Here is a 25,349-nt window from a genome sequence, read left to right as displayed (position 1 = left end):
ATTATGATGAAAGTATGGATCTTACTTATTAGCTCACTTTTTATGTTCACAGGTGCTATGGCGCAGGCCGTGGCAGACGATGATCCGGTATATGTGCTGGACAGCGTGGTGGTGACGCAGGCGGCCATTGGCCAGGTATCTCCGGATCGCATTGGTGTGATTACTATTGCCAAAGGGTCTAAAGCGGTACTGAAATATGGCAGCCAGGCGGAGAATGGGGTGGTATATATAGAAACCAAACCTTTTGCCCGTAAAAGAGTACAGGTGCTGTTAAGYGGCAAATCTCCCCAATACGATAGTTTGCTGCACAAATACGGGAACGACAGTTCATTTTTATATGTCGTAAATGGTCATCCCATGGAGCCAGCCAATGAAACGCTCTTCATGACATTGGATCAGAAAACCTTCCGCTCCATAAATATTATTACCAAGGACAATGAGTTGATGAAGACGCATGGGAAACACGAGGCCGTTATCGTGATTACCAGCTCAGAAGAGTAATTTATTTCCCATCTTTGCACCTCAATTTACAGCATATGAAACTAGATATACTGGCCATAGCCGTGCACCCGGACGATGTAGAGCTGGGCTGCGCAGGCACATTGATGATGCATGCGCAACAGGGGATGAAAGTTGGGGTAGTAGATTTGACCCGTGGTGAACTGGGTACCCGTGGTACACCAGAGCTGCGCATACAGGAAGCAGCAGCAGCGGCAGAAATTATGGGACTGGAGGTAAGAGAGAATCTTGGCCTGGCAGATGGATTTTTCAGAAATGATACCATGGAGCAAATGGCGGTGATTACAGCCATCCGTAAGTATCGCCCCGATATTATACTGGCTAATGCCATAGATGATCGTCATCCGGATCATGGCCGCGCCGCCAAACTGATATCTGACAGCGCTTTCATGGCAGGGTTACGGAAAATCGAAACTACCTTGGACGGACAACCACAGGAAGCATGGCGTCCTAAGCAGGTGTTCCACTTCATACAGGATCGCTATCACGAGCCTGATTTTGTGATAGATATTAGCCCGGTAATAGACCGGAAGCTGGCTGCTATCAAGGCTTTTACTTCTCAATTTCTGGCAGCGAAAGATAATGAGCCGCAAACCTATATTTCCGGCTCCGGCTTTTTTGATAGTGTGGTATACCGTGCTAAAATGTTCGGTAAAATGGTAGGGGTGGAGTATGCAGAAGGCTATACCTCCGCTAAAAAGATTGGTGTCCGTAGTTTTTCAGACCTGATTAACATTACCACCTGATAAGGTGGAAGACATAAAGCTCCTGGGTTTGGAGCAGAAGCGGAAAGTAAAAACAATGGTTTTTGCTTTCCGCTTTCTTTTTTCCGCATTTACTTTTAGCTTTATAGAAGGTGAGAAGAGCGGCTTTTGCTCCCGTCATCCAGTCAACCGCTTTGTTTACAGGTGCTATAGCACTTATGCTTTCCGCTTTATGAGAAAACTATCCATCCTGGCAGTACTGCTGATTGTTGTCTTTACCGCCAATGCCCAGAAAACAGACAAGGCGCTTACCGCCATTTTAACGCCTCTTTTAAAGGACTTTCACGGACAGGTGGGTGTTTATGTACATCACCTGAAAAAAGACCGTACGGTGGCTATAAATGCGGATACCACGTTTCCTACTGCCAGTATGATTAAAACCACCATTCAGGTGGGTATTTTTAACAAGCTGGCCAAGGGTGAGCTGCAATACCATCAAAACCTGGTGTATCGCGATTCATTGTTGTACAAGGGAGAGGATATCCTGGGTTCATTCCGTGATAGTGAGCAGATAGCGTTGGATAAGGTGGTGATGTTGATGTTGACGATGAGCGATAATACGGCCAGTTTGTGGCTGCAGTCGTTGGCCGGTGGCGGATTAACGATCAACCAGTGGCTGGAGGAGCATGGGTTTGAGCATTTGCGGGTCAATTCCCGGACCAAGGGACGGGAGGCTGCCCGGCAGGAATATGGATGGGGGCAAACCAGTCCGCGTGAAATGGCGCGGCTGATGGAGATGGTATACAAAGGGGAGGTGATCAGCCCTGTTGCGAGTGAGCGGATGTACCGGAATCTTACGCGCAACTATTGGGATACGCAGGGATTGACACAGGTACCCCCAAACGTTCGCACCGCGTCGAAAAATGGCGCGGTGGACGAATCTCGTTCTGAGGTGATTATGGTGAATGCACCTCACGGCGACTATGTATATTGCATTATTACCAAAAATAACCAGGATCAGCGTTGGACTCCTGATAATGAGGCGTGGCAATTGTTGCGGAAGGTGGGTTTTGCGATTTGGCAGCACTATGAACCGGACAGCCAATGGAAACCCGACCCCGCGTTGGGGCAGTTTTAGATACGGTCAATGCGACCCGCTAAACACTAAATGAACAGATCTCGTGTAGCATCAAATTCATCGTGTTTAATGATACTGTTTTTAATAAACGGAATCAAAGCAAGTCCAATCGTTATAACCACCAGTAAAAAGTATTTTTTCTTCATTTCCATGCTAATTGTGTTAAAAAAGTTCCACTTATATAACTAAATAACGTGCCAAAATGTTACAGAAATACCATGAAAATGTTAACTCCAGGATATTTTTTTTGAGTATATAAGCGGAAATTGTTTGATTGCCCCGACCACGCCCGCGGAAAACAGATATATAGAGAAATTCAATGCCACATTTTTAAAATCTATTTGATTACTAATGAATGTAATGTGATCTTTGCGCCGTCAAAAAGCATAAAATCATTAGTCTGTAAATCAAAAAGAGAATAGTTATTATGAAAAATGTTATCTTATCCGTAGGGTCAGAGTTTCCCGAATTCAAAAAAACGGCAGTTGTATCTATCGAAAAAGGTAAAGAATTCTATGAATTGTCTTCTGAAGAACTGAAAAACTCCGGCAAATGGATGGTGATGTTCTGGTGGCCTAAAGACTTTACTTTCGTATGTCCTACTGAAATCGCTGAATTCAACAAACACGCACAGGATTTCGCTGACCGTGATGCAGTATTGATCGGTGCTTCTACTGACAGTGAGTTTGTACATGCTGCCTGGAGAAGAGATCATGAAGATCTGCGTGGTCTGCAGTTCCCAATGCTGGCAGATACTTCCAAATCCCTCGCCACTGAACTGGGTATCCTGGAAGCAAACGAAAAAGTTGCTTACCGTGCTACTTATATTGTAGATCCTCAAGGTATTGTACGTTGGGTTTCCCTGTACGACCTGTCTGTAGGCCGTAGCGTAAAAGAAGTGTTACGTGTACTGGATGCACTGCAAACAGATGAGCTGTGCCCTTGCAACTGGACTAAGGGAGAAGCTACCCTGGCTGTTTAATCATTAAGACATTTTTTATTTTACTGATGGAATATTTTGCAGGAATCCGTTCCTGCAAAATATTCAACCGGTAAAATCATGAAATAAAAAAAATACATATTATGTTTGCAACTACGAATCAGGATACGGCAGTACAATTACTGGAAGCGGTGGGTTTGACAAGTGAGCAGGTATCCGGTAAATTGCAGTCACTCGCAAATGTGGATGCGCGTTACTTGAAGGATCTGAAGATCAATGTGTCTAACTCTCTTGCGGCAGCAACGCTGACGAAGAAAGAGGCTTATATGATCGGTGTAGCGGTTGCGGTGAATGAGAAACATGCGGTGTTGCAGGCAGCTTTTGAAAAGCTGGCTACCCAGGAAGGAGCAACGGATAAAGAAATCGCAGAAGTAATTAGTTGTACTTCCCTCATGAATGCCAATAACGTATTTTATCGTTTCCGGCATTTTGTGAATAAGGAGTATTATACCAATACCCCTGCCGGTATCCGGATGAGCATCATGGCTAACCCGGTATTAGGTAAAGAATTTTTTGAGTTGTTGAGCCTGATGGTTTCTGCCCTGAATGGTTGTGAAATGTKCGTGACTTCCCACGAAGAAGCGTTGTTAAAACATGGAACGGATCAACAGCGGATTTTGGAGTCGGTAAGATTAGGTGCTGTTTTACGTAGCCTTGTTGTATTATTGTAAATTATTTTTTTTCGGCAAAAGACAGATGAAAATTTGCCTGATAATCATTGATTATCAATCTTTTGCATTGTGTTCACATCTTAGGTAAAAGCCTTTTATAAGGGGCTTTTAATGTACTTGTGAATAAATTCATTTAATAATATTTGCAAAATCCATAAAAAATTTGGACTTTTGCATTCCTAAATTTTTAGATCATGGCAAGAGTATGTCAGGTGACAGGAAAGAAGCCGATCACGGGTCACCATGTTTCCTTCTCCAACATTAAGACAAACAGAAGGTTTCTTCCTAACCTGCAAAAGAAACGTTTTTTCCTGGCAGAAGAGGACAAATGGATATCATTGAAAGTATCTGCTGACGGTTTAAGAACCATCAACAAGAGAGGTTTGTATGCAGTTGTGAAGGAATTGCGTGCAGCTGGTCAGGAAATCTAATTCTAAGACTCACTTAATTTGTAATACACAATGGCAAAAAAAGGTAATAGAGTACAGGTAATTCTGGAGTGCACTGAGCACAAGACTTCTGGTCAACCAGGAACTTCCCGTTATATCTCTAACAAGAATAAGAAGAATACTCCTGAGCGTCTGGAGTTAAAGAAGTACAATCCTATTTTAAGGAAAGTTACTGTACACAAAGAAATTAAATAAGTAATTGTTGATGGCGACTGGCTGTATTTACATACCAGCCAATGAGCCATTTAACTATAAAAACAATAGAATACAATGGCAAAAGTAGCTTCAAAAAACTCGAAGGTTAAAGATGCTAAAGCAGCAGCTGAGTCTAAAGTATGGACCAAGGTAATCAGAGCTGTACGCTCTCCTAAAACCGGCGCTTATACTTTTAAAGACGCAATCGTACACAAGGACAAAGTTCTGGAGTACATGAATCAAAAGTAATTCGGCTTTACTAATAATACTGAAAGGCTGTCCCGTTATACGGACAGCTTTTTGTATTTGGTCCAACTGTTAGCTTTTAGGCTAATGCAGCGAAAGAAGGAGCGCTGAAAGATGACTTATGCTTATCTTTGCAGCTATCACTAACAGCTGACTGCTAAAAGCTAACAGCTATTACTTATCTTCGCAGCATTAACTAACTGCTAAAAGCTAAAAGCCAAAAGCTGTTTCGACCCAACTAAACTAAACTATGAGCTTTTTCAATAAACTATTTTCCAGGGAGAAGAAGGAAAATCTGGATCAGGGTTTACAAAAAACCAAAGAGAGCTTCCTGAGTAAAATAGGACGCGCCATTGCAGGAAAGTCAACGGTAGATACCGAGGTATTGGATAATCTGGAGGATGCCCTTATTTCTGCAGATGTTGGCGTAGATACCACCGTAAAAATCATTGACCGCATTGAACAGCGTGTAGCTAAAGATAAATATCTGGGAACCAGTGAGTTAAACAGGTTGTTGCAGGAAGAGATTGCAGCTATCCTGGTAGATGCCCCGGATAGTGGATTTCGCGATTTTGATGTACCCGCCGGTAAAAAGCCTTATGTGATCATGGTAGTAGGCGTAAATGGCGTTGGTAAAACCACCACCATCGGTAAGCTGGCCTATAACTTCAAGAAAGCTGGTAAATCAGTGATGCTGGGCGCCGCGGATACTTTCCGCGCAGCTGCCGTAGATCAGCTGACTATCTGGAGTGAAAGGGCAGGAGTACCTATCGTGAAGCAGCAAATGGGTTCAGATCCCGGAGCCGTAGCTTTTGACACCGTGCAGAGCGGCGTCTCAAAAGAAGTAGATGTAATTATTATCGATACCGCAGGTCGTTTACATAACAAACTCCATTTGATGGATGAGTTGGGTAAAATCAAGCGGGTAATGAAGAAGGTGATTCCTGATGCCCCACATGAAGTATTGCTGGTATTAGATGGATCTACCGGTCAGAATGCACTGGAGCAGGCCAAACAATTTACGGCCACTACAGAAGTAACCGCGCTGGCTATTACCAAACTGGACGGTACCGCCAAAGGTGGGGTAGTATTGGCCATAGCCAATCAGTTCAAAATACCGGTAAAATACATCGGTATTGGTGAAAAAATGGAAGATTTACAGGTGTTTAATAAAGAATCTTTCGTGGATTCACTCTTTAGTGTAAATTCTTGATTTTGTGATGTTTGTGAATGTTATCTCCCAATTGGCATAAATCCTGCCTGCTATTTACTTTACATAAATCATCGTTCGGGCTCCGTTACAGGAGCCCGGCATTTTCGTTAACTTTCAACCAGATTCTTTGTTTAATAAATAACACTGCTTTCCTTAAATTTGGATAATTGTTCCCTTTTTGTACCCTTTTTAACAATTCGTAAGTATGATAGTACAGCACATAGATCGAGTTGAAGATATTACACCAGCGGAATTCAAGAAGAACTACTACACTCCACGTAAACCTGTTATTATCTCAGCAGGGGGCCTTAGTAAAAACTGGCCGGCTTATACAAAGTGGACATGGGATTATTTCAAATCAATTGTGGGAGACAAGACAGTGGGGGTATATAACAATGAACGCGCCGGCGAAAATACCCTGGTGAACGGAGCGGATGATTACATTTCTTTTGGTGAATACCTGAATATGGTGGAACGGGGACCGGTCGCCCTCCGCATTTTTCTCTTTAATATTTTTCAACACGCCCCTCAGCTGGTGGAAGATTTTCCCTGGCCAGACCATTTATCTTCCGGCTTTTTGAAGAAGTACCCCATGCTGTTTGTAGGAGGCGCTGGTTCAGTGGCACATATGCATTATGACATTGACCTGTCGCACATCTTCCATACCCAGTTTCTGGGCCGGAAACGGGTACTGTTGCTGGAAAACAATCAGGCGCCCTTTATTTACCGCATGCCCTTTACGGTAGAAAGCGCTGCGAACTTCGTAAACTGGCATGAAAAGCTGGATATGGAGCAGTTCCCCGCGCTGGAACATGCCCGTGGTTATACCACCATTCTCAACCATGGTGATACCATGTTCATGCCGGCTGGTTACTGGCATCATATGGAGTACCTCGATGGCGGCTTTGCCATGAGTTTACGCGCACTGGACCCCACTCTTTTAGGTAAGTTAAACGGGCTTTACCATATAGTTGGGCTGAGAGGAATGAACAACCTGATGATTAAGATGGCCCCCAAATGGTGGTATCATTATAAAAGGAAACTGGCCAGAGCACGTGCCGACAAGGCGTTGCAGGCCATGGGTTAGTAAGCATTATCTCTTATGCTAAGTGACTAAACAGCAGTTACTTAGCATAAATTTCTAATTGTCAATTCTTTTCGCTACCTTTGCACCTTCCTTATTTCAACCCCCACTAAGACTCAAGTCACGTACAGTAAGTCTGCTGTTAAATTCAATTAGTGTCTGTGTGTCTTCGTGGCGGTAGCGGCGCAGAGAATGCCTGTCCGCTTGTTAAAAACAATTCGCGCTTGAAGACAAAAACTTTAAAGAAAGACAAGGTTAATATTATTACGCTTGGTTGTTCCAAGAATATGGTGGATTCGGAGGTATTGAGCGGACAGCTCGTTGCCAACGATATCGACGTAGTGCATGAAAGTGCCAAACGTGACCACAATATTGTGGTAGTGAACACCTGTGGTTTTATTGACAAGGCCAAAGAAGAATCGATTAACACTATTCTGGAGCAGGTAGAACTGAAACAGCGAGGCAAACTCGATAAGGTATATGTTACCGGATGTTTGAGTGAGCGTTATCGCGGTGATCTGGAATCGGAAATTGCCGGTGTAGACGCCTGGTTCGGTACCATGGAATTGCCCCTGATCCTCAAAAAATTTGATGCAGATTATAAAGCAGAGCTGGTAGGAGAAAGATTATTGAGTACCCCATCTCACTATGCTTACCTGAAAATAGCAGAAGGTTGTAACAGAACCTGTTCTTTTTGTGCTATTCCACTGATGCGTGGTTCCCATGTTTCCAAACCTATTGAAGAGTTGGTATTGGAAGCAGAAAAACTGGTGAAATCAGGTGTAAAAGAAATTATGCTGATTGCACAGGAACTGACTTATTATGGTCTGGATCTGTATAAGCAACGTCGCCTGGGTGACCTGATGCGTGCGTTGGCAGGCGTACAAGGGCTGGAGTGGATTCGTCTCCACTATGCTTATCCCACCAAGTTCCCGATGGAAATTCTGGATGTGATGAACGAGTTCCCCAATATCTGCAACTATATTGATATGCCATTGCAACATGCCTCCAATGCCATGTTAAAAGCAATGAAGCGTCAGATTACACGCGAAGAAATAGAAGAACTGGTACATAATATCCGTGCAAAAGTACCTGGCATCTGTTTACGTACCACCCTGATTGCTGGTTTCCCCGGCGAAACAGAAGACGACGTAGAAGAACTGAAAGGCTTCCTGGAAAGAATGCGTTTTGACCGTGTTGGGGTATTTACCTACAGCCACGAAGAAGGCACCAGCGCCTATGCACTGGAGGATAATATTCCGGCAGAAGAAAAGGAGAGAAGAGCGCAGGAAATTATGGAAGTACAGCAGGAAATCTCTCTGGAAAAAAATCAGGAGAAAGTAGGGAAGATCTTTAAAGTAGTAATAGACAAAAAAGAAGCGGGCAGATATCTGGCCCGTACCGAGTTTGATTCGGTGGAAGTAGATAATGAAGTGATCATCGACACGAACAAGCGCCTGAAACCAGGTGATTTCGTGGAGGTTCGTATCACCAAAGCATTCGACTACGACCTCGAAGGAKAGCTGGTGTAAGAGCATTTAGGGGTTAGCATTTAGCTATTAGGTGCGCGATTTATATAGCTAATTTTAACTGCTAAGCGTTCATGTGAGTAGCCAATAGTAAACTGCTAGGGGCTAAAAAAATATTTCTAACAGCTGATAGCTAACTGCTAAAAGCTATATCCACAGCTCCCGACGGAGCTTGATTAATGCAAATCAATGACAACATTTGAATCACTGGGCTTACAAGAGCCTATTTTGAAGGGAATTACGGACCTGGGCTTCGTTTCCCCAACTCCCATCCAGGAACAGGCAATACCGGTATTGTTAGGAGGTGACCGCGATTTCGTAGGTCTGGCCCAGACGGGCACCGGTAAGACAGCAGCTTTTGGCCTGCCTTTACTGCAACAACTGGATCTGAAAATAAATAAACCTCAGGGCCTGATTTTATGCCCTACCCGTGAACTCTGTCTCCAGATCACCAATGATCTGAAAAATTTTAGTAAATATCTCGGCGATGTAAGCATCGTAGCGGTATATGGCGGTTCCAGCATTGTACAACAATTGCGCGAACTGAAAAGAGGTGTACACATCGTAGTGGCCACTCCAGGTCGTTTACTGGATATTATAGACCGTGGCGCCGTTAATTTTGATAACGTTCGTTACGCAGTACTGGATGAAGCAGATGAGATGCTGAACATGGGATTCCAGGAAGATATCAACAGCATCCTGTCCAACACACCAGAAGGTAAAACTACCTGGTTGTTTTCGGCTACCATGCCACAGGAAGTTCGCCGTATCGCCAAAAAATACATGGAAGATCCGTTTGAACTGACCGTAGGTAGCAAAAACAGCGGTAACGTTAATATAGAACACGAATACTATGTAGTGCGTCCGCGTGAAAAATATGCGGCCCTGAAACGTATCGTGGATTTCAACCCTGAAATTTTTGGTATCATCTTTACCCGTACCAAAATTGAATCACAGGAAATTGCTGAGTCGCTGATTAAAGATGGCTACAACGCAGATGCACTGCACGGCGATCTGACCCAGCAACAACGTGATAAAGTAATGAAACGTTTCCGCGAAAGAGCACTGCAGGTGCTGGTAGCTACTGACGTAGCCGCCCGTGGTATCGACGTGGACAACGTTACGCACGTAATTAACTACGATTTACCGGATGACGTAGAAAACTACACCCACAGAAGTGGTCGTACCGGTAGAGCAGGAAAATCAGGTATCTCTATTGCTATCATCAGCAGCCGTGATACTGGTAAAATCCGCCAGATCGAAAGAGTTATCCAGAAGAAATTTGTAAAAGCTGAAGTACCAGATGGTTTCGCAGTATGTGAAAAACAACTGTTTGGCCTGGTACATAAAGTACATAACGTAGTAGTAAACGAAGAGCAGATTGAACCTTACATGGAACGCATCAACGAAGAGTTTGCATCCATGACCAAGGAAGATCTGATCAAACGTTTTGCTTCCCTCGAGTTCAACCAGTTCCTGGAATACTACCAGGATGCGCCTGATCTGAATGCAAAAGACGACAGACGTAGCACTACTTTCGGTGAAGAAAGAGGTCCACGCAGAAGCGATGGCAAATTCACCCGCCTGTTCATCAACCTGGGTTCAGTAGATGATTTCAACCGCGGCGATATGCTCCGTTATCTGTGTGATAACACCGGCTTACGTGGCAACAAAATTGGTCGTATCGATCTGAAAGGTGTTTATTCCTTTTTCGAAGTAGAGAACGAAGAGTTATCTAAAGTAACAGAAGCGTTCAAGAAAGTGGAATACAATGGCCGCAGTGTAAGAATTGAAATGTCGCAGGATGGCGACAGACGTCCACGCACAGGTGGTGGCGATCGTGGTCCGCGCAGAGAAGATGGTCCGCGTAAAAGAAGCTGGAGCTCTGAAGGTGGCAGCCGCCCAGGTGGTAGCCGTCCAGGTGGCGACAGACGCGAATCTTTCGGTGGCAGCAAGCCTCCGTACAAGAAGAAATACTAATCCGGTTAACGGAGTAGCGATATAATAAAAGGTCATCTCACACGGGATGGCCTTTTTTATTAGTACCTCCGCAACCTGTTTATCATGTTGCTCAAAAAAATATTTCCCCCAATCATTTTTTAATTATTTTAGAGAACGTATTGTATAGCAGCACCTGTATTTTTCCGACCCTGTAAAGCACCCTTTTATTGCTGAATAGCGAACACGATATGGAATGGAGCCGTTTGAAAAACGGTGATGTAATGGCGTTAGAAGCCATTTATCGGGCGCATGTCCAGGCAATGATACGATTTGGGCTGAAAATAACGGATGATATAGATCTGATCCGCGACAGCATACAGGATCTGTTTCTTGAAATCTGGAAGCACCGGCAAAATCTGGCTGATACCGCACAGCCCCGCTTCTATTTATTCCGGGCGTTACGTAATAAGTTGGTTAAAGTGCAGGGAAAACAGTCGTACGTAAGTGAAAGTGAAATGCAGCTGGCTTTCGACAACTTAAGCGCAGAACATATTGAGTTGGAAATCATGAGCAGGGAAGGTGCTTTGCAAACCGCCCAAACATTGAAACAATTGCTGGAAAAGCTCCCCCAACGCCAGCAGGAAGCCGTTTTCCTCCGCTTCTATCAGAATATCCCTTACGAAAAGATGGCCGAGATCATGAACATGAATTACCAATCGGTGCTTAACCTGATGCAGCGCGCATTACAATCTCTCAAAAAAGGATATCCGCACTTTTCTTCCAAAAAATAAAAAAAAAGTTGCCGAAAGGTGAGTATATAAATCTAATTACAGACATTACTGTATAGACACCGCTATTGCTATGGATCAATCCGAAGAAAAGATACAGGCACTTTTGCTCGACAACCGGTTTGTTGATTGGGTAGCCAATCCCAACAGCCCTTATGCGGGATATTGGCAGGAATGGCTGGCGGCTGATCCTGAGCATGTATTGCATGCTGCCGCGGCCAGAAAATTTCTCCTCGATCTCCAGCTGGCAGAGGAGGAGACAGGGGCTCCTGTTAACGAGGAAGGAATTGAGCAAATGCTGGATCACATCAAAGCAGGCATCGTAACAACACCAGTAAAAAAAACGTATACTATCTACAAATACATTGCCGTGGCGGCCGCAGTAGCCGGACTACTACTATTAGTGAAGCTGGTAAAGTATCCGGAGCATACTGTTGCAGTAGAAACGGAAAAGCCCATGGCCTATAATGGAGAAGTGATTCGCTACAATGGTAATAAAAAAGATGAATTACTTTTTCTGCCGGATGGCTCTAAAGTAGTGCTGGCCAGTGGCGCCAGAATAACCTATAACCTGTTGATGAATGGAGACAAGCGGGAAGTAACGCTGTCCGGAGAGGCATTTTTTGATATTGCGAAAAATCCCCAACAACCTTTTTATATATACACAGATAAGGTAGTAGTAAAGGTGCTGGGCACCAGCTTCCGTATCACCAGTTCGGGCCAACAGGAATCAGTAGCCGTGGCGTCTGGCAAGGTATCCGTATACCTAAAAGGGCAAGACCTGGAGCAGTTAGCCGCCAAAATTGTGTTGCCGCAACAGATCTGTACTTATTCTAAAGAGCAGTCGGGACTGGTAACCACGACCAATACCCATCCTATGGAAGCCACCAATGTTCTGGAACAAAACAGCACATTGAATTTTGAAGATGCCCGGTTGGACACCGTTATTAAAACGCTCGAGAAAATGTATGCTATCCCTATCAGATACAATGCAGAGGCATTTGCCAATTGCTATCTGACTATTTCATTAGGGAATGAAAGTCTGGAAGATATGCTGAAAGTCATTACAAAAACTGTAGACGCATCCTATACAATCAGTAACTATGGTATCATCATAAAAGGAAATGGCTGCCATTAGTGAGGGCTGACAGAGACAAATGCACGTTTAAAATTTAGCAGGAGCAATCACTTCGTTATTAAATAATCTGTAAAAAAAACTGACAACCAGGATCAGGCGGACTTCCCATGGATATACTCCGCTGAATCGCTATGCACATATACATCTTCAACCACATTCATGATCGCTTAATCGTTTTAGTTATGAAAAAATTTCACTTTTATTGTAGCACGATGTCTTTCTTTATGAAGGCAGCCCTGATACCTTATTTTCTGACACTGGCCTTTCCCGCGGGTGCGGCTTCAAAACCATTGTCAGAGCAGGGGATCTTAGAAAAAAGAATTTCACTTTCAGTGAATAATGAAGCCTTTCGTTTGGTATTAAATAAAATAAGTACGCTGGCCAATGTAAAGTTTTCTTATACCCGTAATACGATACCTGAAAAAGAAAAAGTTTCTCTGTCGGCAAAGGAAGAAAAACTGGGAAAAGTATTTACAGACTTATTCAGTCCGTTTGACATACGCTTTGAAGCCATCCGTAATCAGATTGTATTAAAGAGAGACCGGTCGGACGATGCAGAGATAGCAGTATTCTTATCGGAAAGTATGGATGCAGTTAACACGCGACCCATAAAAGGTACAGTGAAAGATGCTACGGGCAGTACTATTCCCGGTGTCACCATTGCTATTAAAGGCACCTCCAAAGGCACTACCTCCGATGCGAATGGTAACTTCTCGCTGGAAGTGAATGAAGGGGATGTGCTGGTGATCACGGGAATCGGATTTAAGCGGAAAGAAATACCGATTACAACAGCATCTGCCTATGGTGTTATACTGGAAACAGATCAGCAGGCATTGGGAGAAGTGATGGTAACAGCGATGGGCATAAAACGCACTCCCCGCTCCCTGGGATATGCTGTACAAAAAGTAACCGGCAATGATATTACAGTGGCCCAGGCGCCTACTATTGCCCAGGGTTTGATGGGTAAGGTGGCCGGGTTAAATATCAGCCAGGCATCCGGTGGCGTAGAAGGAGGTTCTTCCCGTTTAGTGATCCGCGGTAATACCACGCTTACCGGCGATAACAGAGCACTGATTATTGTTGATGGCGTTGCGTTGAACAATGACCCGATTAACAATAATAAAAATAATGGCGGCGGTGGCGCCGTTGGTACGGAACAGGGCGCTGATGTTTCTTCTTACAACGACTGGGGAACAGGACTGAATTTCATTAATCCGGAAGATATTGAAGACGTAACCGTGCTGAAAGGCCCTGCAGCGGCTGCATTATACGGCGCCAGAGGTGCCAATGGGGTGATCCTGGTGACCCGCAAAAAAGGAGAGAAGCGGAAAGGCTTAGGAGTTGACTACTCTTATTCCAATCGTTTCACAAAAGCATACGAGTACCTGGATTTCCAGAATAAATACGGTTCAGGATTAGTAGGTTCCCTGTGGACAGCTAATCAGGAAAAACAATTTCCGATAAAAAATGGCAAACGCACACAGATTGGTACCTATACCGGTAGTTATGCTGCCGGAGATTATCAAACCGGTGCTTATGGCATGTTACCCTATAATAACAGCACACAGGCCTGGGATCTGTTTTCCTTCCCCAGTGGACTTTCCTGGGGCCCTCGCTTTGATGATAAAGATATTTTATGGTATGATGGCGTTACCCGTTCTTATTCTGCGCAGCCGGATAACTGGAAAGCATTTTTCCCCAATGGGAATGTAAGTCAGCATAACGTATCTGTTTCTGGTGGCGGCGATGTGGGTACCGTACGTTTTTCTTATACAAGAGATGACAGTAAGGCAAATATTCTTAACAGTAATTACAAGAACAATACGTTCAACATTGGTTCCAGCCTGAAGATCAGTAAGAAATTGTCGGCAGATATCACAGGTAGTTATATAAATTATCAACGTTTGAACACCCCACCCGTAGGCGCCGGCGCTTTTATGGCCGGTTTTTCCTACGCGGCCACGCGTGATTATCGTTCCGATGTAGAAATGTTAAATGACTTCGGATTGAATGGTACCCAACGGGATGTTACTAACAGCAGCAACTTTCCTGCAGGTGCGCCGGCGTATCCTTATTATTCTTACATGGCGAATTCCTTCTGGAATATTTATAAAAACAATACCGTATTTAACCGGAATCAGTTAATCGGTGGTATACGGTTGACATCTGAACTGACCGACTGGTTAACGCTAACCGCACAGGGAAGTGTTGATAATTCCAGTGACGGAACAGAGATCCGGGAATATCCTAAAAACATACAAGGTACTACAGGTGCTTACAAGGAAGCCATGGCCCGTAATTTAAGCCGCAACCTGAATGGAATGGCCAGAATATACAAGGATGGACTATTTACCAAAATGTTCAATGCCAGCTTCACCGTGGGAGGGGAATCTTACTACCGGAAAGATTATATCGTGAGCAACAAAACCAATGGGGACTTCATTAATCCTTTCGTTTTTGCTTTGAATAATGGTGCAGATGCACCTGGTGCCGCGGAAGAAACACGATTTGCGAAAAAGATTAATTCTGTTTTTGGCTTCCTGGATCTGTCTTATCAGAACTACCTCTTTTTGCAGGTAACGGGAAGAAATGACTGGTCATCCACATTGGTTAAAGGAAACAATGCTTATTTCTATCCGTCTGCTAATTTAAGTTATGTATTTACGGATGGTATTGCAGCGATGCATAACATCTCCTGGCTGAACTTTGGAAAGCTGACGTTGTCTTATGCCGAAACCGGTAGTGACACAGATCCGTATTCTGTTTTTAATGTGCTGAATACTGCCGCCTTTAATAAGCAGGCCGCTCAAACGTATCCTTCTATGCTGAAGTTCCAGGGGATACAACCACAGCGGAGTCGCCAATACGAAATTGGATTAAGTACAGCTATGTTCAACAGCCGTTTGAATGTGGAGATCACTGCTTACTCCATGAAAACCTTTAACCAGATATTGACCAATCCGTTACCTATTTCGTCCGGATTCAACAATATTCAATTGAACAGAGGTTCCCTGGGTAACAAAGGAATTGAGTTTGTGATCAGTGCGTCACCGGTGCGTACCAGGGATTTTTCCTGGAATGTATCTGTGAATGGTGCGCATGCCCAGAATAAAATATTGGCTCTCGACAATGGTATTGAAGAGTTGACACTGGGTACTTTTTTTGGCGGTAGTGGTATTTCCCAACGGGTGAGGGTAGGCGATAATTATGGTACCCTCTACGGTAAAGACTATACGTATAAGAATGGCGAAAAAGTAGTAAAGCGTGCTGTGAATCCTCAAACCGGCGCATTATTGAGCTATGATGTAAATGGTAAAAACTATGTTGCCGGTACGCAGTGGGTACTTACCGACAAAGAAGTGCCTATTGGTAATTCACAACCATTTTTAACTGGTGGTATTGCGAATACTTTCAGGTATAAAAACCTGTCTCTATACGTGATGATGGACGGTAAATTTGGAGGGGATACTTATTTCGGAACCTATGCGGCCGCAATGGGTAACGGCCTGCTCAATGAAACCGTGAAAGAACGCGATGGCGGCGGTTTACCATTGGTGTATCCTGATGGTACGAGTGCCAATACCGGCGTGAATTTCGGAGGCGTATTTGCAGATGGAAAGCCCAATACGGATGTGGTGAGTTATCAATGGTATTATCTCGGTACTTATTCCTCCTGGAATCACCTGGGTGTACCCCGCTCTGCTGCTGTATTTCAGAATAGCTGGATGAAGTTGCGTGAGCTGGCATTAACTTATCAGCTACCACAAGCATGGGTAAAGAAAACCAGGTTGCTTCAACAGATGAGCGTTTCCCTCATAGGCAGAGATTTGTTCTATCTCTTTACCACCATTCCAAAAGGATTGAATCCGGAGGGCGTAAACGGTATTGGTAACGTGCAGGGTATCGAGTATTCCTCTATGCCACGTATCCGTTCCTTTGGTTTTACAGTGAAAGCATCTTTATAATACCAAAAACATTCCATGATGAAGAATATACAACGATCTATATACAGTATGTTGATAGGCGCTGCCCTCGTAGGAACAGGGTCCTGTACAAAAGACTTTGACGAAATCAACAAGCCTTACAAGCAGGCAGACGAACAAACCGCTTCTATTCCCGGTTTATTTAACGGTTTGGTGTCTTCACTCGGCAAATATGGAGATGATGCATTGAATGTAAGTCTTCTTTATCCGATTACGAATCAGCAGGCGCGTCAGAATACAGTGGCGCCTTATATTAACTATAGCGGTACTTTCTGGAGCCAGTATTACCCGGATTTGCTGAATTATAAAGCGCTGCTGAAAAAGATTGCGGAACAACCTTCTCCGGGGGCGTTTGATAATGTACGGCATATGGCCACTGTACTGCTGGCATCGAAAACGTTGCGTATGCTGGATTATTATGGAGATATTCCCTATTCGCAGGCTTCCAGTTCACGTGATGGCGTTGCGTATTATCGTCCTGCTTATGATGCACAGCAGGATGTATATAAGAGTGTGCTACAGGGTTTGAAAAATGCGGCAGATAGTATTACGGCAGATCCTTCGCAAACCAGCATTGGCGCTTCAGAGAGTTACCTGAAAAATGACTTTACGGCCTGGAAGAAGTTTGCGAATGCATTACGTTTACGCTATGCCGTTAGACTTTACAATAAAGAGAATGCCTTTTCTTCCGCCATTATTAAAGAGATTCTGGAGGGGAATAAGCCATTGCCAGCCAATCAGTCGGCCACTGCTTTGCAGAATGATAATTTCGGGTTATGGCCCAACCTGATTGCCGGCGCCAGTGGCGCCATATTGGACAGATTAAGCAGCAAATGGGATTCTTACCGGGAGCTGTCTATTTCCAATATCCGGATGAGCAGTAATGTATGGAACCAGATGTCTTCTTCGAATGATGCTTCTGGTAAAGACATTTATGATCCGCGGTGTGTGATATTCTTTATGACCAATAACGATGATAAGTGGGTACCGCAACCCCAGGATGGTTCTGTGGCAGACGGCGGGCGTCCGTTTGATAATGGAACAGAAAGAAAGGCGATTGGCAGTGATCCGCAAAACAAATTTGCTACGTTTAACTATTTCATCGCCTACGATCGTCTTTATTACCCTATCCTCGTGATCACCGAAGCTGATGTACATTTCCTGAAAGCGGAAATTTACCAGCGTGGGATGGGTGTGACAAAAAATACGGCGTTAGCCAAAACGGAATATGAAGCGGGGTTAAAGGCTTCCGTTGATTTCTGGTACGCTTATACGCAGCAATCGCAAATCTGGCTGCAAAAACCGCCGGTACCGAATGCTGCAAAGATAAATGCATTTATTAATCATCCTGCGGTGGCTTACAATGGTGCCAATGACGCTGATGCCCTGACAAAAATTGCCACGCAGGCCTGGCTGGCTGCCATGTTCCAGCCGGCAGAGTCCTGGGCTATTGTGAGAAGAACCGGGCTGACGCCTAAAGATCCGCATTACAATCCGGGTGTCTTTAACAAGCTGCCTTATCCCGACGATGAAAACGTGAATAACCACGAAAACTGGCAAAAAGCCACCAAAGGGGCGACCCCGGCAGAGCAGGTAGCCACAAAAGTTTATTGGATGCAATAATTGCAAAATCAGGATTGTGACCAATTAAAGAGGCTGCCAGAGAATATGGCAGCCTCTTTTCTTTTAAAAATAACTGTTTCCCGGGATCTTCCATTTTCCCAAATTTTACCTACCTTGTTTAGAACACATCCAATTCACACGTTACTATGATCGGAGATACTAATCGCGCTTTACAGTATGTTGAACCGTTTACCCTATTTTCTTCCACGGACATTACCCTGTTTCAGGCCGGGTCACATTACCGGCTATACGAAAAATTTGGCGCGCACCCTATGGAGGTGGAGGGAGCCAATGGCACCTATTTCGCAGTATGGGCGCCGGATGCTGCTTTCGTTGCCGTAATGGGCGATTTCAACGAATGGGACCATTACACGCATACCCTGCTTCCCCGTTGGGATAGTTCCGGTATCTGGGAAGGGTTTGTTCCGGGTGTAAAAGCGGGATCGCTTTATAAGTATTTTATCAGATCACACAGTGGAGAGGAGTTAATTAAGGGAGATCCTTACGCCAATTATTGGGAAGTACGTCCTAAAACGGCTTCCGTAGTATATCCGCTGGATTATGAATGGGATGATAAGAAATGGATGACACAGCGGGCGCAGCGCAATTCACTCAATAGTCCTTTTGCAGTATATGAGGTTCACCTGGGTTCCTGGCGTCGTCCGGACCCGACTGATCCGGAGCGGGTATATTCTTACCAGGAAATAGCGGAGATGCTGGTGCCATATGTGAAGGAAATGGGTTTTACCCATGTGGAGTTGATGCCGGTGATGGAGCATCCATTCGACGGTTCCTGGGGATATCAGCTCACGGGTTATTTTGCGCCTACCTCCAGGTATGGCACGCCGCAGGACTTCATGGAAATGGTGGAAGCCTTTCACCTGGCCGATATCGGCGTGATCCTGGATTGGGTACCTTCTCATTTTCCGTATGATGCGCATGGATTGTACCGTTTCGATGGGTCTCATGTGTATGAATATGCGGATATGCGTAAGGGTTATCATCCGGATTGGAACAGTTATATCTTCAATTATGCACGGAATGAGGTGAGGTCTTTCCTGCTGAGTAATGCGGTGTTCTGGTTCGACCGGTTCCATGCGGATGGCTTGCGGGTAGATGCTGTTGCGTCTATGATTCACCTGGATTATTCCCGGCAGCGCGATGCCTGGGTACCTAATGAGCTGGGGGGCAATGAAAATCTGGAAGCAATTAGTTTCCTGAAGAAGCTGAATGAAACGGTGTATGCCTTGTTTCCGGATGTTCAAACCATTGCAGAAGATTCCACTTCTCACTATGGTGTTTCGCGGCCTACATTTATGGGGGGATTGGGTTTTGGGATGAAATGGATGATGGGCTGGATGAATGATACCCTGGATTATTTTAAGAAAGATCCTATTCATCGCAAGTGGTATCAGAATGATCTGACCTTTAGTTTGGTATATGCTTTTGGAGAGAATTTCATGTTGCCGTTGAGCCATGATGAAGTAGTACATGGGAAGTCGCCGATGCTGTATAAAATGCCGGGAGATGACTGGCAGAAGTTTGCCAATCTCCGTTTGCTGTATGGTTATATGTATACGCATCCGGGTACCAAGTTATTGTTTATGGGGGATGAGTTTGGGCAAACGTCGGAGTGGAATTATAAAGGGGAGTTAGATTGGCACCTGATGAAACATGCGACCCACAAGGGGTTGAAAGCATTTGTAAAAGATCTGAATCAGTTATATATCAGCGCTACTGCCTTATACGAACAGCAGTTTGATCCGGCCGGATTTGAATGGATAACCGTAAATGATTATGATAATTGCGTGTTGGCATATGTTAGAAAAGGAGTACAGCCGGGAGATATATTACTGGTAGTGTTGAATATGACACCGGTAGTGAGAGAGAACTATCTGATCGGCCTGCCGGTAGCGGGAGCCTGGGAGGAAGTGTTGAACAGCGATGCGGCGGTGTATTATGGAAGTGGGGTAGTTAATACCGGCGTGTTAAACACCGTCAAACAAACTTATAACGGTAGAGACTATACGCTTTCTTTGCGTTTGCCTCCATTGGGTGTAACGATATTGAAGTTGCAGTAGGGGGGAAGGTCATCCAGGTATACCATTCCCGGTTAAAAATAATTTAATAGTGCTAAAGGCTTGTCTTGCAAGAGACAAGCCTTTTTTTTCGGCTAAATTTTTGTTCCGGTTAAACCTTCTGATCTTAATCTCATCTATTATCAGGCTGCTCCGGAGCAGCAATAATGCCAAGGGATGGAACGTTTGATACAATGCGTAATCGTTCAGCCAAATCAATACAAACCATATATTTTTATTAGACACTAAAAACCATTCATTTATGAAAAACTTTCTCCGTAAGCCGGGGCTTGGTTTAGCATTGGCAATTGTGATTGCCTTTTCCATTATGGAGTCCTGTTCAAAGGACAATTCGGCTTCCACCCCCAATACGCCTGCGAATCAGCAAAAAGTAAGCTTATTCCTTTCTGATGATCCAGGTCTTTTTGATAAGGTATTATTGGATATCCGGAAAGTAGAAGTGTTGGTAGATACGTGTGGAAAAACAGATGATGACGGATGGAACGATAGAGACAGATGCTGGTGGGATGAAGATGGAGATCATGATAGAAAGCCTAAGCCAGACAGTTGCCAGGTGTGGGATTCATTGGGTATTCACCCCGGTATCTATGATCTGCTGACCCTGCGTAACGGTTCAGATACGCTGCTGGCGGGTGGTCATGTTCATAAAGGCACTATGGAACGTATCCGTATTACTATTGGCGATCAGAATTCCCTTGTGAAAAATGGTGTTACTTATCCGCTGAAATCTGTATCTGGTCAATCAAAGATTATTGTAAGAGTACGTCATGATGAATGGGATCAGCTGAGTTCTGATGACCTGCAGCTGTGGTTAGACTTTGACATACAACGCTCTATTATTGATGTAAGAAACGGCCGTTTCATCCTCAGACCCTACATTAATGTATTCACTATTCTGAAAATGGGTAGCCTCTCTGGTCGTGTAACGCCATGGGATGCGTATCCGGTGGTTTCTGTGTACAACAGCAACAACGATACTTTGTATGCGTTGCCATGGAGAGATGGTAATTACAAGGTACGTGGCCTGAAAGTAGGCAACTGGAATGTATTTGTGAATGCTTCCAATGGTTACAAAGACACTACCATTACCAATGTGAGCATACAACGTGGTAAAGACACCAGGGTCGGCGATATTAAGCTGCACAAATAATTGAGATAAACCCTATCATATCCTGCTGTTGGCGATCCTTCGCCGGCAGCAGGATATTTTTTATATGTGGAAAATATCTAACTTGTGCAAAACATTTCCAGATGATACAAAAAGCGTTTTTATATCTATTGCTGCAGATAATAGTGATCGGCAGCTGTTTAGCACAGGTGAAAACCAACCAGCGCGATGCGCAGGGACGTAGGCAGGGACGTTGGGTGGAAGAAGTAGGGGAAGTCAGAGGTGAGCCAGGCTACAGCTGGGAAGGGACTTATAAGAACGACCGTAAAGAAGGCGTGTGGAAGAAAACGACATCTATCGGGAATTTAATAGCAGAAGAAACATTTAAGAATAATGTGCTGGATGGCTATTGCCGGTATTTTTATTCCAATGGAAAACCAAGTGAGGAGGGCGCCTATATTTCTACGGAAGTAGAAGGGCAGCGGGATACGATCATGATCATTGATCCGGTTACCAATGTGGAAACACCTACAGAAATCATCAGGAAGGGCAACTCTGTGCGTAATGGTGTATGGAAACTGTATGATGAAGAAACCGGGAAAATAGCAAAGGAATATTACAAACGTGGTGAAACCGTTACTGCTGGCGAGTTGGGAGATAGTACTATTGAAGCGCCGGCGCCGGTTAAAAAGGCGGTGTTGCAGCTGCCGCACGAAAATGAAGGCAAACATAAAAAGAAAGGATAAACAGATTATTTAAAAATGAACAGCGGAAAAGCTAAAATGAACAAAAAGATTTGTCCATTTTAGCTTTTTTTCTGTAATTTCATTTTAAGGATGTTGATCTTCTGGAACCCCAAGTCCACGAATTCTTTTTATTGCTTAATCCTTTTAATTTGTTTGTATGAAAAGCCTAAGTATCAACCAAGTGGAAAATCCACAGGAATTGCACGGAATTGACTATAACGCGACTGACAAAATGGAAATCCTTTTCAGGGCCATATTTATCTTTTTAGTGTTTTGTGCATTGACATCGATTATCTTTCTATCTTTTTTATATTAATCAAAATATTTAAAAAGTGTTGTCATCAGCAACACGTATAAATTCAACGGCGCCATCCGGATTATCCGCATGGCGCCGTTAGTTTGGATACCTGTCATCAGCAATTGCTAAATTGATTTTCTTTGCTGCAACTCCCTGTGGTAAGGAGTTTGAGGCGAATTTATTTTTAAATGTTTGTTTGACATTCTTAATTCAATGTTAACAACCTATTCATTTTGTTCATTGTGACTTTCAAGGCCGCAGACATTTTGTACAGTCAGATTTAGCATCTACTTTCGTATCTCTAAAGTTGGCATAGGTTATGAAACCGGCGCGAGATCTCTATCTGAAGTGCCTTTTCTTTTTTCACTTTAGTAGCCCATCAACTCATTGTAATCTCTTCAAAATTTCTAGGTACCACAAAAGAAACCGTATTATTTGCCTGCAGATTTTCCGGCAGTAATGCTAACGGTTGTCCATCTACCATCAGTAAAGAAGGTTGAAACGGTAAGCCACGCACCGTAATGCGGTGATGCGTATAAGACGTTTCATAATTCACGTAAAACTGTTTCTTCAGATGGAAGCGTTGCGGAGTAGATTGCTGCCGGAAGCGGATAATATTGTATTGCCCGTTTTTATAACCATAGTGATCACCTGCATCTTCATACAATACACTCTTCACTTCCTGGTCGCTATAATATACCTGTAGCAGCATTTCTGTTACCGGTTTTTCCTGCGTGTATTGCATATCCGGGTACTGGGGCAATACAGCGCCTGCCTTCACAAACAGCGGCATTTCATCGAGTGGCGTAGGGACCGTTACTGCCTGCGCGCCGGTATACAGGCGGTCATTCCAGAAGTAGTACCAGTTGCCAGCCGGCAGGTAAACAGACTTTTCTTTCATGCCTTTTTCACTGACATGACTCAGCAACAAGGCATCGCCAAACATAAATTCGTGCGAGCAGTTATAAGTAGCCGGATCATGTTGTGCCACAAAGGCCAGCGGGCGCAACATCGGCGTACCATGTGTGGCATACTGCCAGAAGGTAGTATATAAGTACGGTTGCAACCGGTATCTTAACTGAATAAACTTAGTCACTACTTTTTCATAATCCGGTCCAAAGCTCCACGGCTCCTGATTAAAACCAGTTTCATTACTGGCAGAGTGTGTTCGCATCAACGGATGGAATACTGCCAGCTGAATCCAGCGGGTATAAAGTTCGCCGTCCGGTTCGCCAATGAAACCACCAATATCACTACCGGTAAAAGAGATACCGGAAACGGATAAACGCTGACACTGTACGCTGGCCAACCACAGGTGTTCCCAGCTGGATACATTGTCGCCGGTCCATACAGACGACCAACGCTGTGCACCGGAATAACAGGAACGGGTAATGAGGAAAGAGCGGTGCGGCATCAGGTATTTTTTCATACCAGCGGCAGTCGCCTTACTCATCAGGTGACCATAAATATTATGTGCTTTCCGGTGACTTACTTCTTCGCCATCATAGTCGTGCCGTACATCTTCCGGGAAGGAGCCCATTTCAAACACCGCCGGTTCGTTCATATCGTTCCACACGCCGCGTACACCGGTTTCAGCCAGACTTTTAAACAGGCTGCTCCACCATTCGCGAACTTCAGGATTGGTATAATCCGGGAACACACATTTACCAGGCCACACATCTCCCTCCATCAGGGCGCCATCGGCCCGCTTACAGAAGTAGTTATTTTTGATGCCTTCTTTATATACGCTGTACTCCGGATCTACTTTGATGCCGGGATCAATGATCACTACCACCTTAAATCCTTCTGCTGCCAGTTCTTTAATGAGGCCTGCCGGATCAGGAAAATATTCCTTACTCCAGGTAAAACAGCGGAAGCCATCCATATAGTCGATGTCCAGGTAGATCACGTCACAAGGGATGTTGCGTGTTCGGAATTCTTTGGCAATCTCTTTCACCCGGGTATCCGGATAGTAGCTCCAGCGGCATTGGTGATATCCCAATGCCCACAGGGGCGGCAGCTCTGGTGTACCGGTAATTTTTGTATAGGATTCGGCCACTTCCAGCAGGTCGGGACCGTAAATAAAGTAGTAGTTCATTTCTCCACCACGCGCCCAAAAGCTGCAGGCATCTTCTCTTTCCTTACCAAAATCGAAAATGGTGCGGAAGGTGTTGTCGAAGAAAATACCATAACCAATGCCATGGTGTAAACCATAGTAGAAGGGAATATTGCGGTAAAGCGGATCGGTGTCTTTCTGGTAGCCATATGCATCGGTACCATAATTTTCCAGCCGTTTGCCCCGGAGATTCAACTCTGTAGGCTTATCTCCCAAACCATAAAAACATTCGCCTTCCTGTACCAGTTTACTACAATACTGGATTTTACCACCTTTGAGCAGGTAATGCTGCCAGTGGTAGCCCATTTCATCCTGGTTGATCACTTTTCCTTCTTTGTCGGAAATGGTGATGCGCAGGTTATCACGGGCAATAAATACCCGGAGGACATCGGTATATATCTCAAAAGTTTCTTCCCATTCTTTTATCCCAAAAGAAATGGGTGATTCTTCGAGTGTGTCACTGGTAGCGTAGGAAAAATCTCTTTGGAAAGTGCCGTCTGCAGCATATCTGAAGCGAATAATTTTGTCGGCAATAACCCTTATTTCCAGTATGGTTTCGGTCGTATAAAAGCAAAAATAATTTCCTTCTTTTTTCCATTCCCTGATACTATCGGGATAGTGCTTGGCACCGTATTTACTTGACGAGGTTTCAACTTGCATAATCTCTTTTTCTGGATCTAACAGGTCTTAAATTACATAAAAAATCAAAGTAGTTATAGTCAATTCGCGTTCGATGCTGATATTTCTGCGTTTACCCTTTA

20 protein-coding genes are annotated in these 25,349 nt (G+C 44.3%); 19 read left to right on the top strand and 1 reads right to left on the bottom strand.

Annotated elements, in window-relative coordinates; genetic code table 11:
• Nucleotides 1-3 precede the first annotated feature (3 nt).
• The 19 genes from AC1DFM_RS08845 to AC1DFM_RS08755 all read left to right on the top strand — a co-directional run bounded on the left by AC1DFM_RS08845 (nt 4) and on the right by AC1DFM_RS08755 (nt 22,174).
• Nucleotides 4-501, top strand: coding sequence for a hypothetical protein (locus AC1DFM_RS08845; protein ID WP_477076348.1), 498 nt, complete (start codon nt 4-6; stop codon nt 499-501).
• 35 nt (nt 502-536) lie between these two features.
• Nucleotides 537-1,265, top strand: coding sequence for a bacillithiol biosynthesis deacetylase BshB1 (gene bshB1 / locus AC1DFM_RS08840; protein WP_477076347.1), 729 nt, complete (start codon nt 537-539; stop codon nt 1,263-1,265).
• 190 nt (nt 1,266-1,455) lie between these two features.
• The gene (locus AC1DFM_RS08835) at nt 1,456-2,361 is read left to right on the top strand and encodes a serine hydrolase (protein ID WP_477076346.1); all 906 of its coding nucleotides are present in this window, start codon (nt 1,456-1,458) and stop codon (nt 2,359-2,361) included.
• 427 nt (nt 2,362-2,788) lie between these two features.
• Entirely contained in the window at nt 2,789-3,343 is a 555-nt protein-coding gene (locus tag AC1DFM_RS08830) for a peroxiredoxin (protein WP_211974173.1), read from the top strand.
• 101 nt (nt 3,344-3,444) lie between these two features.
• Nucleotides 3,445-4,032, top strand: coding sequence for a carboxymuconolactone decarboxylase family protein (locus tag AC1DFM_RS08825; protein WP_477076345.1), 588 nt, complete (start codon nt 3,445-3,447; stop codon nt 4,030-4,032).
• 194 nt (nt 4,033-4,226) lie between these two features.
• On the top strand, nt 4,227-4,463 hold the full coding sequence (gene rpmB, locus AC1DFM_RS08820; RefSeq protein ID WP_089759466.1) for a 50S ribosomal protein L28: 237 nt from the start codon (nt 4,227-4,229) through the stop codon (nt 4,461-4,463).
• Nucleotides 4,464-4,493: 30 nt separating this feature from the next.
• Nucleotides 4,494-4,676, top strand: coding sequence for a 50S ribosomal protein L33 (gene rpmG, locus AC1DFM_RS08815; RefSeq protein ID WP_089896023.1), 183 nt, complete (start codon nt 4,494-4,496; stop codon nt 4,674-4,676).
• 75 nt (nt 4,677-4,751) lie between these two features.
• Nucleotides 4,752-4,925: a DUF4295 family protein gene (locus AC1DFM_RS08810; RefSeq protein WP_477076344.1), complete on the top strand. Its 174-nt coding sequence runs from the start codon at nt 4,752-4,754 to the stop codon at nt 4,923-4,925.
• Nucleotides 4,926-5,172: 247 nt separating this feature from the next.
• Nucleotides 5,173-6,135, top strand: coding sequence for a signal recognition particle-docking protein FtsY (gene ftsY, locus AC1DFM_RS08805; RefSeq protein WP_477076343.1), 963 nt, complete (start codon nt 5,173-5,175; stop codon nt 6,133-6,135).
• A gap of 205 nt (nt 6,136-6,340) precedes the next feature.
• Entirely contained in the window at nt 6,341-7,222 is an 882-nt protein-coding gene (locus AC1DFM_RS08800) for a cupin-like domain-containing protein (RefSeq protein WP_477076342.1), read from the top strand.
• Nucleotides 7,223-7,443: 221 nt separating this feature from the next.
• Nucleotides 7,444-8,751, top strand: a complete 1,308-nt coding sequence (rimO, locus tag AC1DFM_RS08795; protein WP_477076341.1) for a 30S ribosomal protein S12 methylthiotransferase RimO — start codon at nt 7,444-7,446, stop codon at nt 8,749-8,751.
• A gap of 186 nt (nt 8,752-8,937) precedes the next feature.
• Nucleotides 8,938-10,728 (top strand): DEAD/DEAH box helicase, encoded by a 1,791-nt coding sequence (locus tag AC1DFM_RS08790; RefSeq protein ID WP_477076340.1) that lies wholly within the window; start codon nt 8,938-8,940, stop codon nt 10,726-10,728.
• A 209-nt stretch (nt 10,729-10,937) separates the two neighbouring features.
• Complete coding sequence (locus tag AC1DFM_RS08785) at nt 10,938-11,480, top strand: RNA polymerase sigma factor (protein WP_477076339.1); 543 nt, start codon at nt 10,938-10,940, stop codon at nt 11,478-11,480.
• Between the two features lie 70 nt (nt 11,481-11,550).
• Nucleotides 11,551-12,615 carry a FecR family protein gene (locus AC1DFM_RS08780; protein ID WP_477076338.1) on the top strand — a complete coding sequence of 355 codons (1,065 nt, stop codon included), beginning with the start codon at nt 11,551-11,553 and terminating at the stop codon, nt 12,613-12,615.
• A gap of 182 nt (nt 12,616-12,797) precedes the next feature.
• Nucleotides 12,798-16,580, top strand: coding sequence for a SusC/RagA family TonB-linked outer membrane protein (locus AC1DFM_RS08775; RefSeq protein WP_477076337.1), 3,783 nt, complete (start codon nt 12,798-12,800; stop codon nt 16,578-16,580).
• A 15-nt stretch (nt 16,581-16,595) separates the two neighbouring features.
• Nucleotides 16,596-18,221: a SusD/RagB family nutrient-binding outer membrane lipoprotein gene (locus AC1DFM_RS08770; RefSeq protein ID WP_477076336.1), complete on the top strand. Its 1,626-nt coding sequence runs from the start codon at nt 16,596-16,598 to the stop codon at nt 18,219-18,221.
• A gap of 146 nt (nt 18,222-18,367) precedes the next feature.
• The gene (glgB, locus tag AC1DFM_RS08765; protein ID WP_477076335.1) at nt 18,368-20,302 is read left to right on the top strand and encodes a 1,4-alpha-glucan branching protein GlgB; all 1,935 of its coding nucleotides are present in this window, start codon (nt 18,368-18,370) and stop codon (nt 20,300-20,302) included.
• A gap of 259 nt (nt 20,303-20,561) precedes the next feature.
• Nucleotides 20,562-21,470 (top strand): DUF4382 domain-containing protein, encoded by a 909-nt coding sequence (locus tag AC1DFM_RS08760; RefSeq protein WP_477076334.1) that lies wholly within the window; start codon nt 20,562-20,564, stop codon nt 21,468-21,470.
• Nucleotides 21,471-21,571: 101 nt separating this feature from the next.
• Nucleotides 21,572-22,174, top strand: coding sequence for a toxin-antitoxin system YwqK family antitoxin (locus AC1DFM_RS08755; protein WP_477076333.1), 603 nt, complete (start codon nt 21,572-21,574; stop codon nt 22,172-22,174).
• 677 nt (nt 22,175-22,851) lie between these two features.
• Here the strand turns inward: AC1DFM_RS08755 and AC1DFM_RS08750 are convergent.
• Nucleotides 22,852-25,248 carry a glycoside hydrolase family 31 protein gene (locus tag AC1DFM_RS08750; protein WP_477076332.1) on the bottom strand — a complete coding sequence of 799 codons (2,397 nt, stop codon included), beginning with the start codon at nt 25,246-25,248 and terminating at the stop codon, nt 22,852-22,854.
• Nucleotides 25,249-25,349: the final 101 nt, after the last annotated feature.

The organism is Chitinophaga sp. 05T412 (assembly GCF_056396465.1).
The sequence above is the reverse complement of the archived record's forward strand: the minus strand, read 5'-3'. Positions and strand labels throughout refer to the sequence as shown.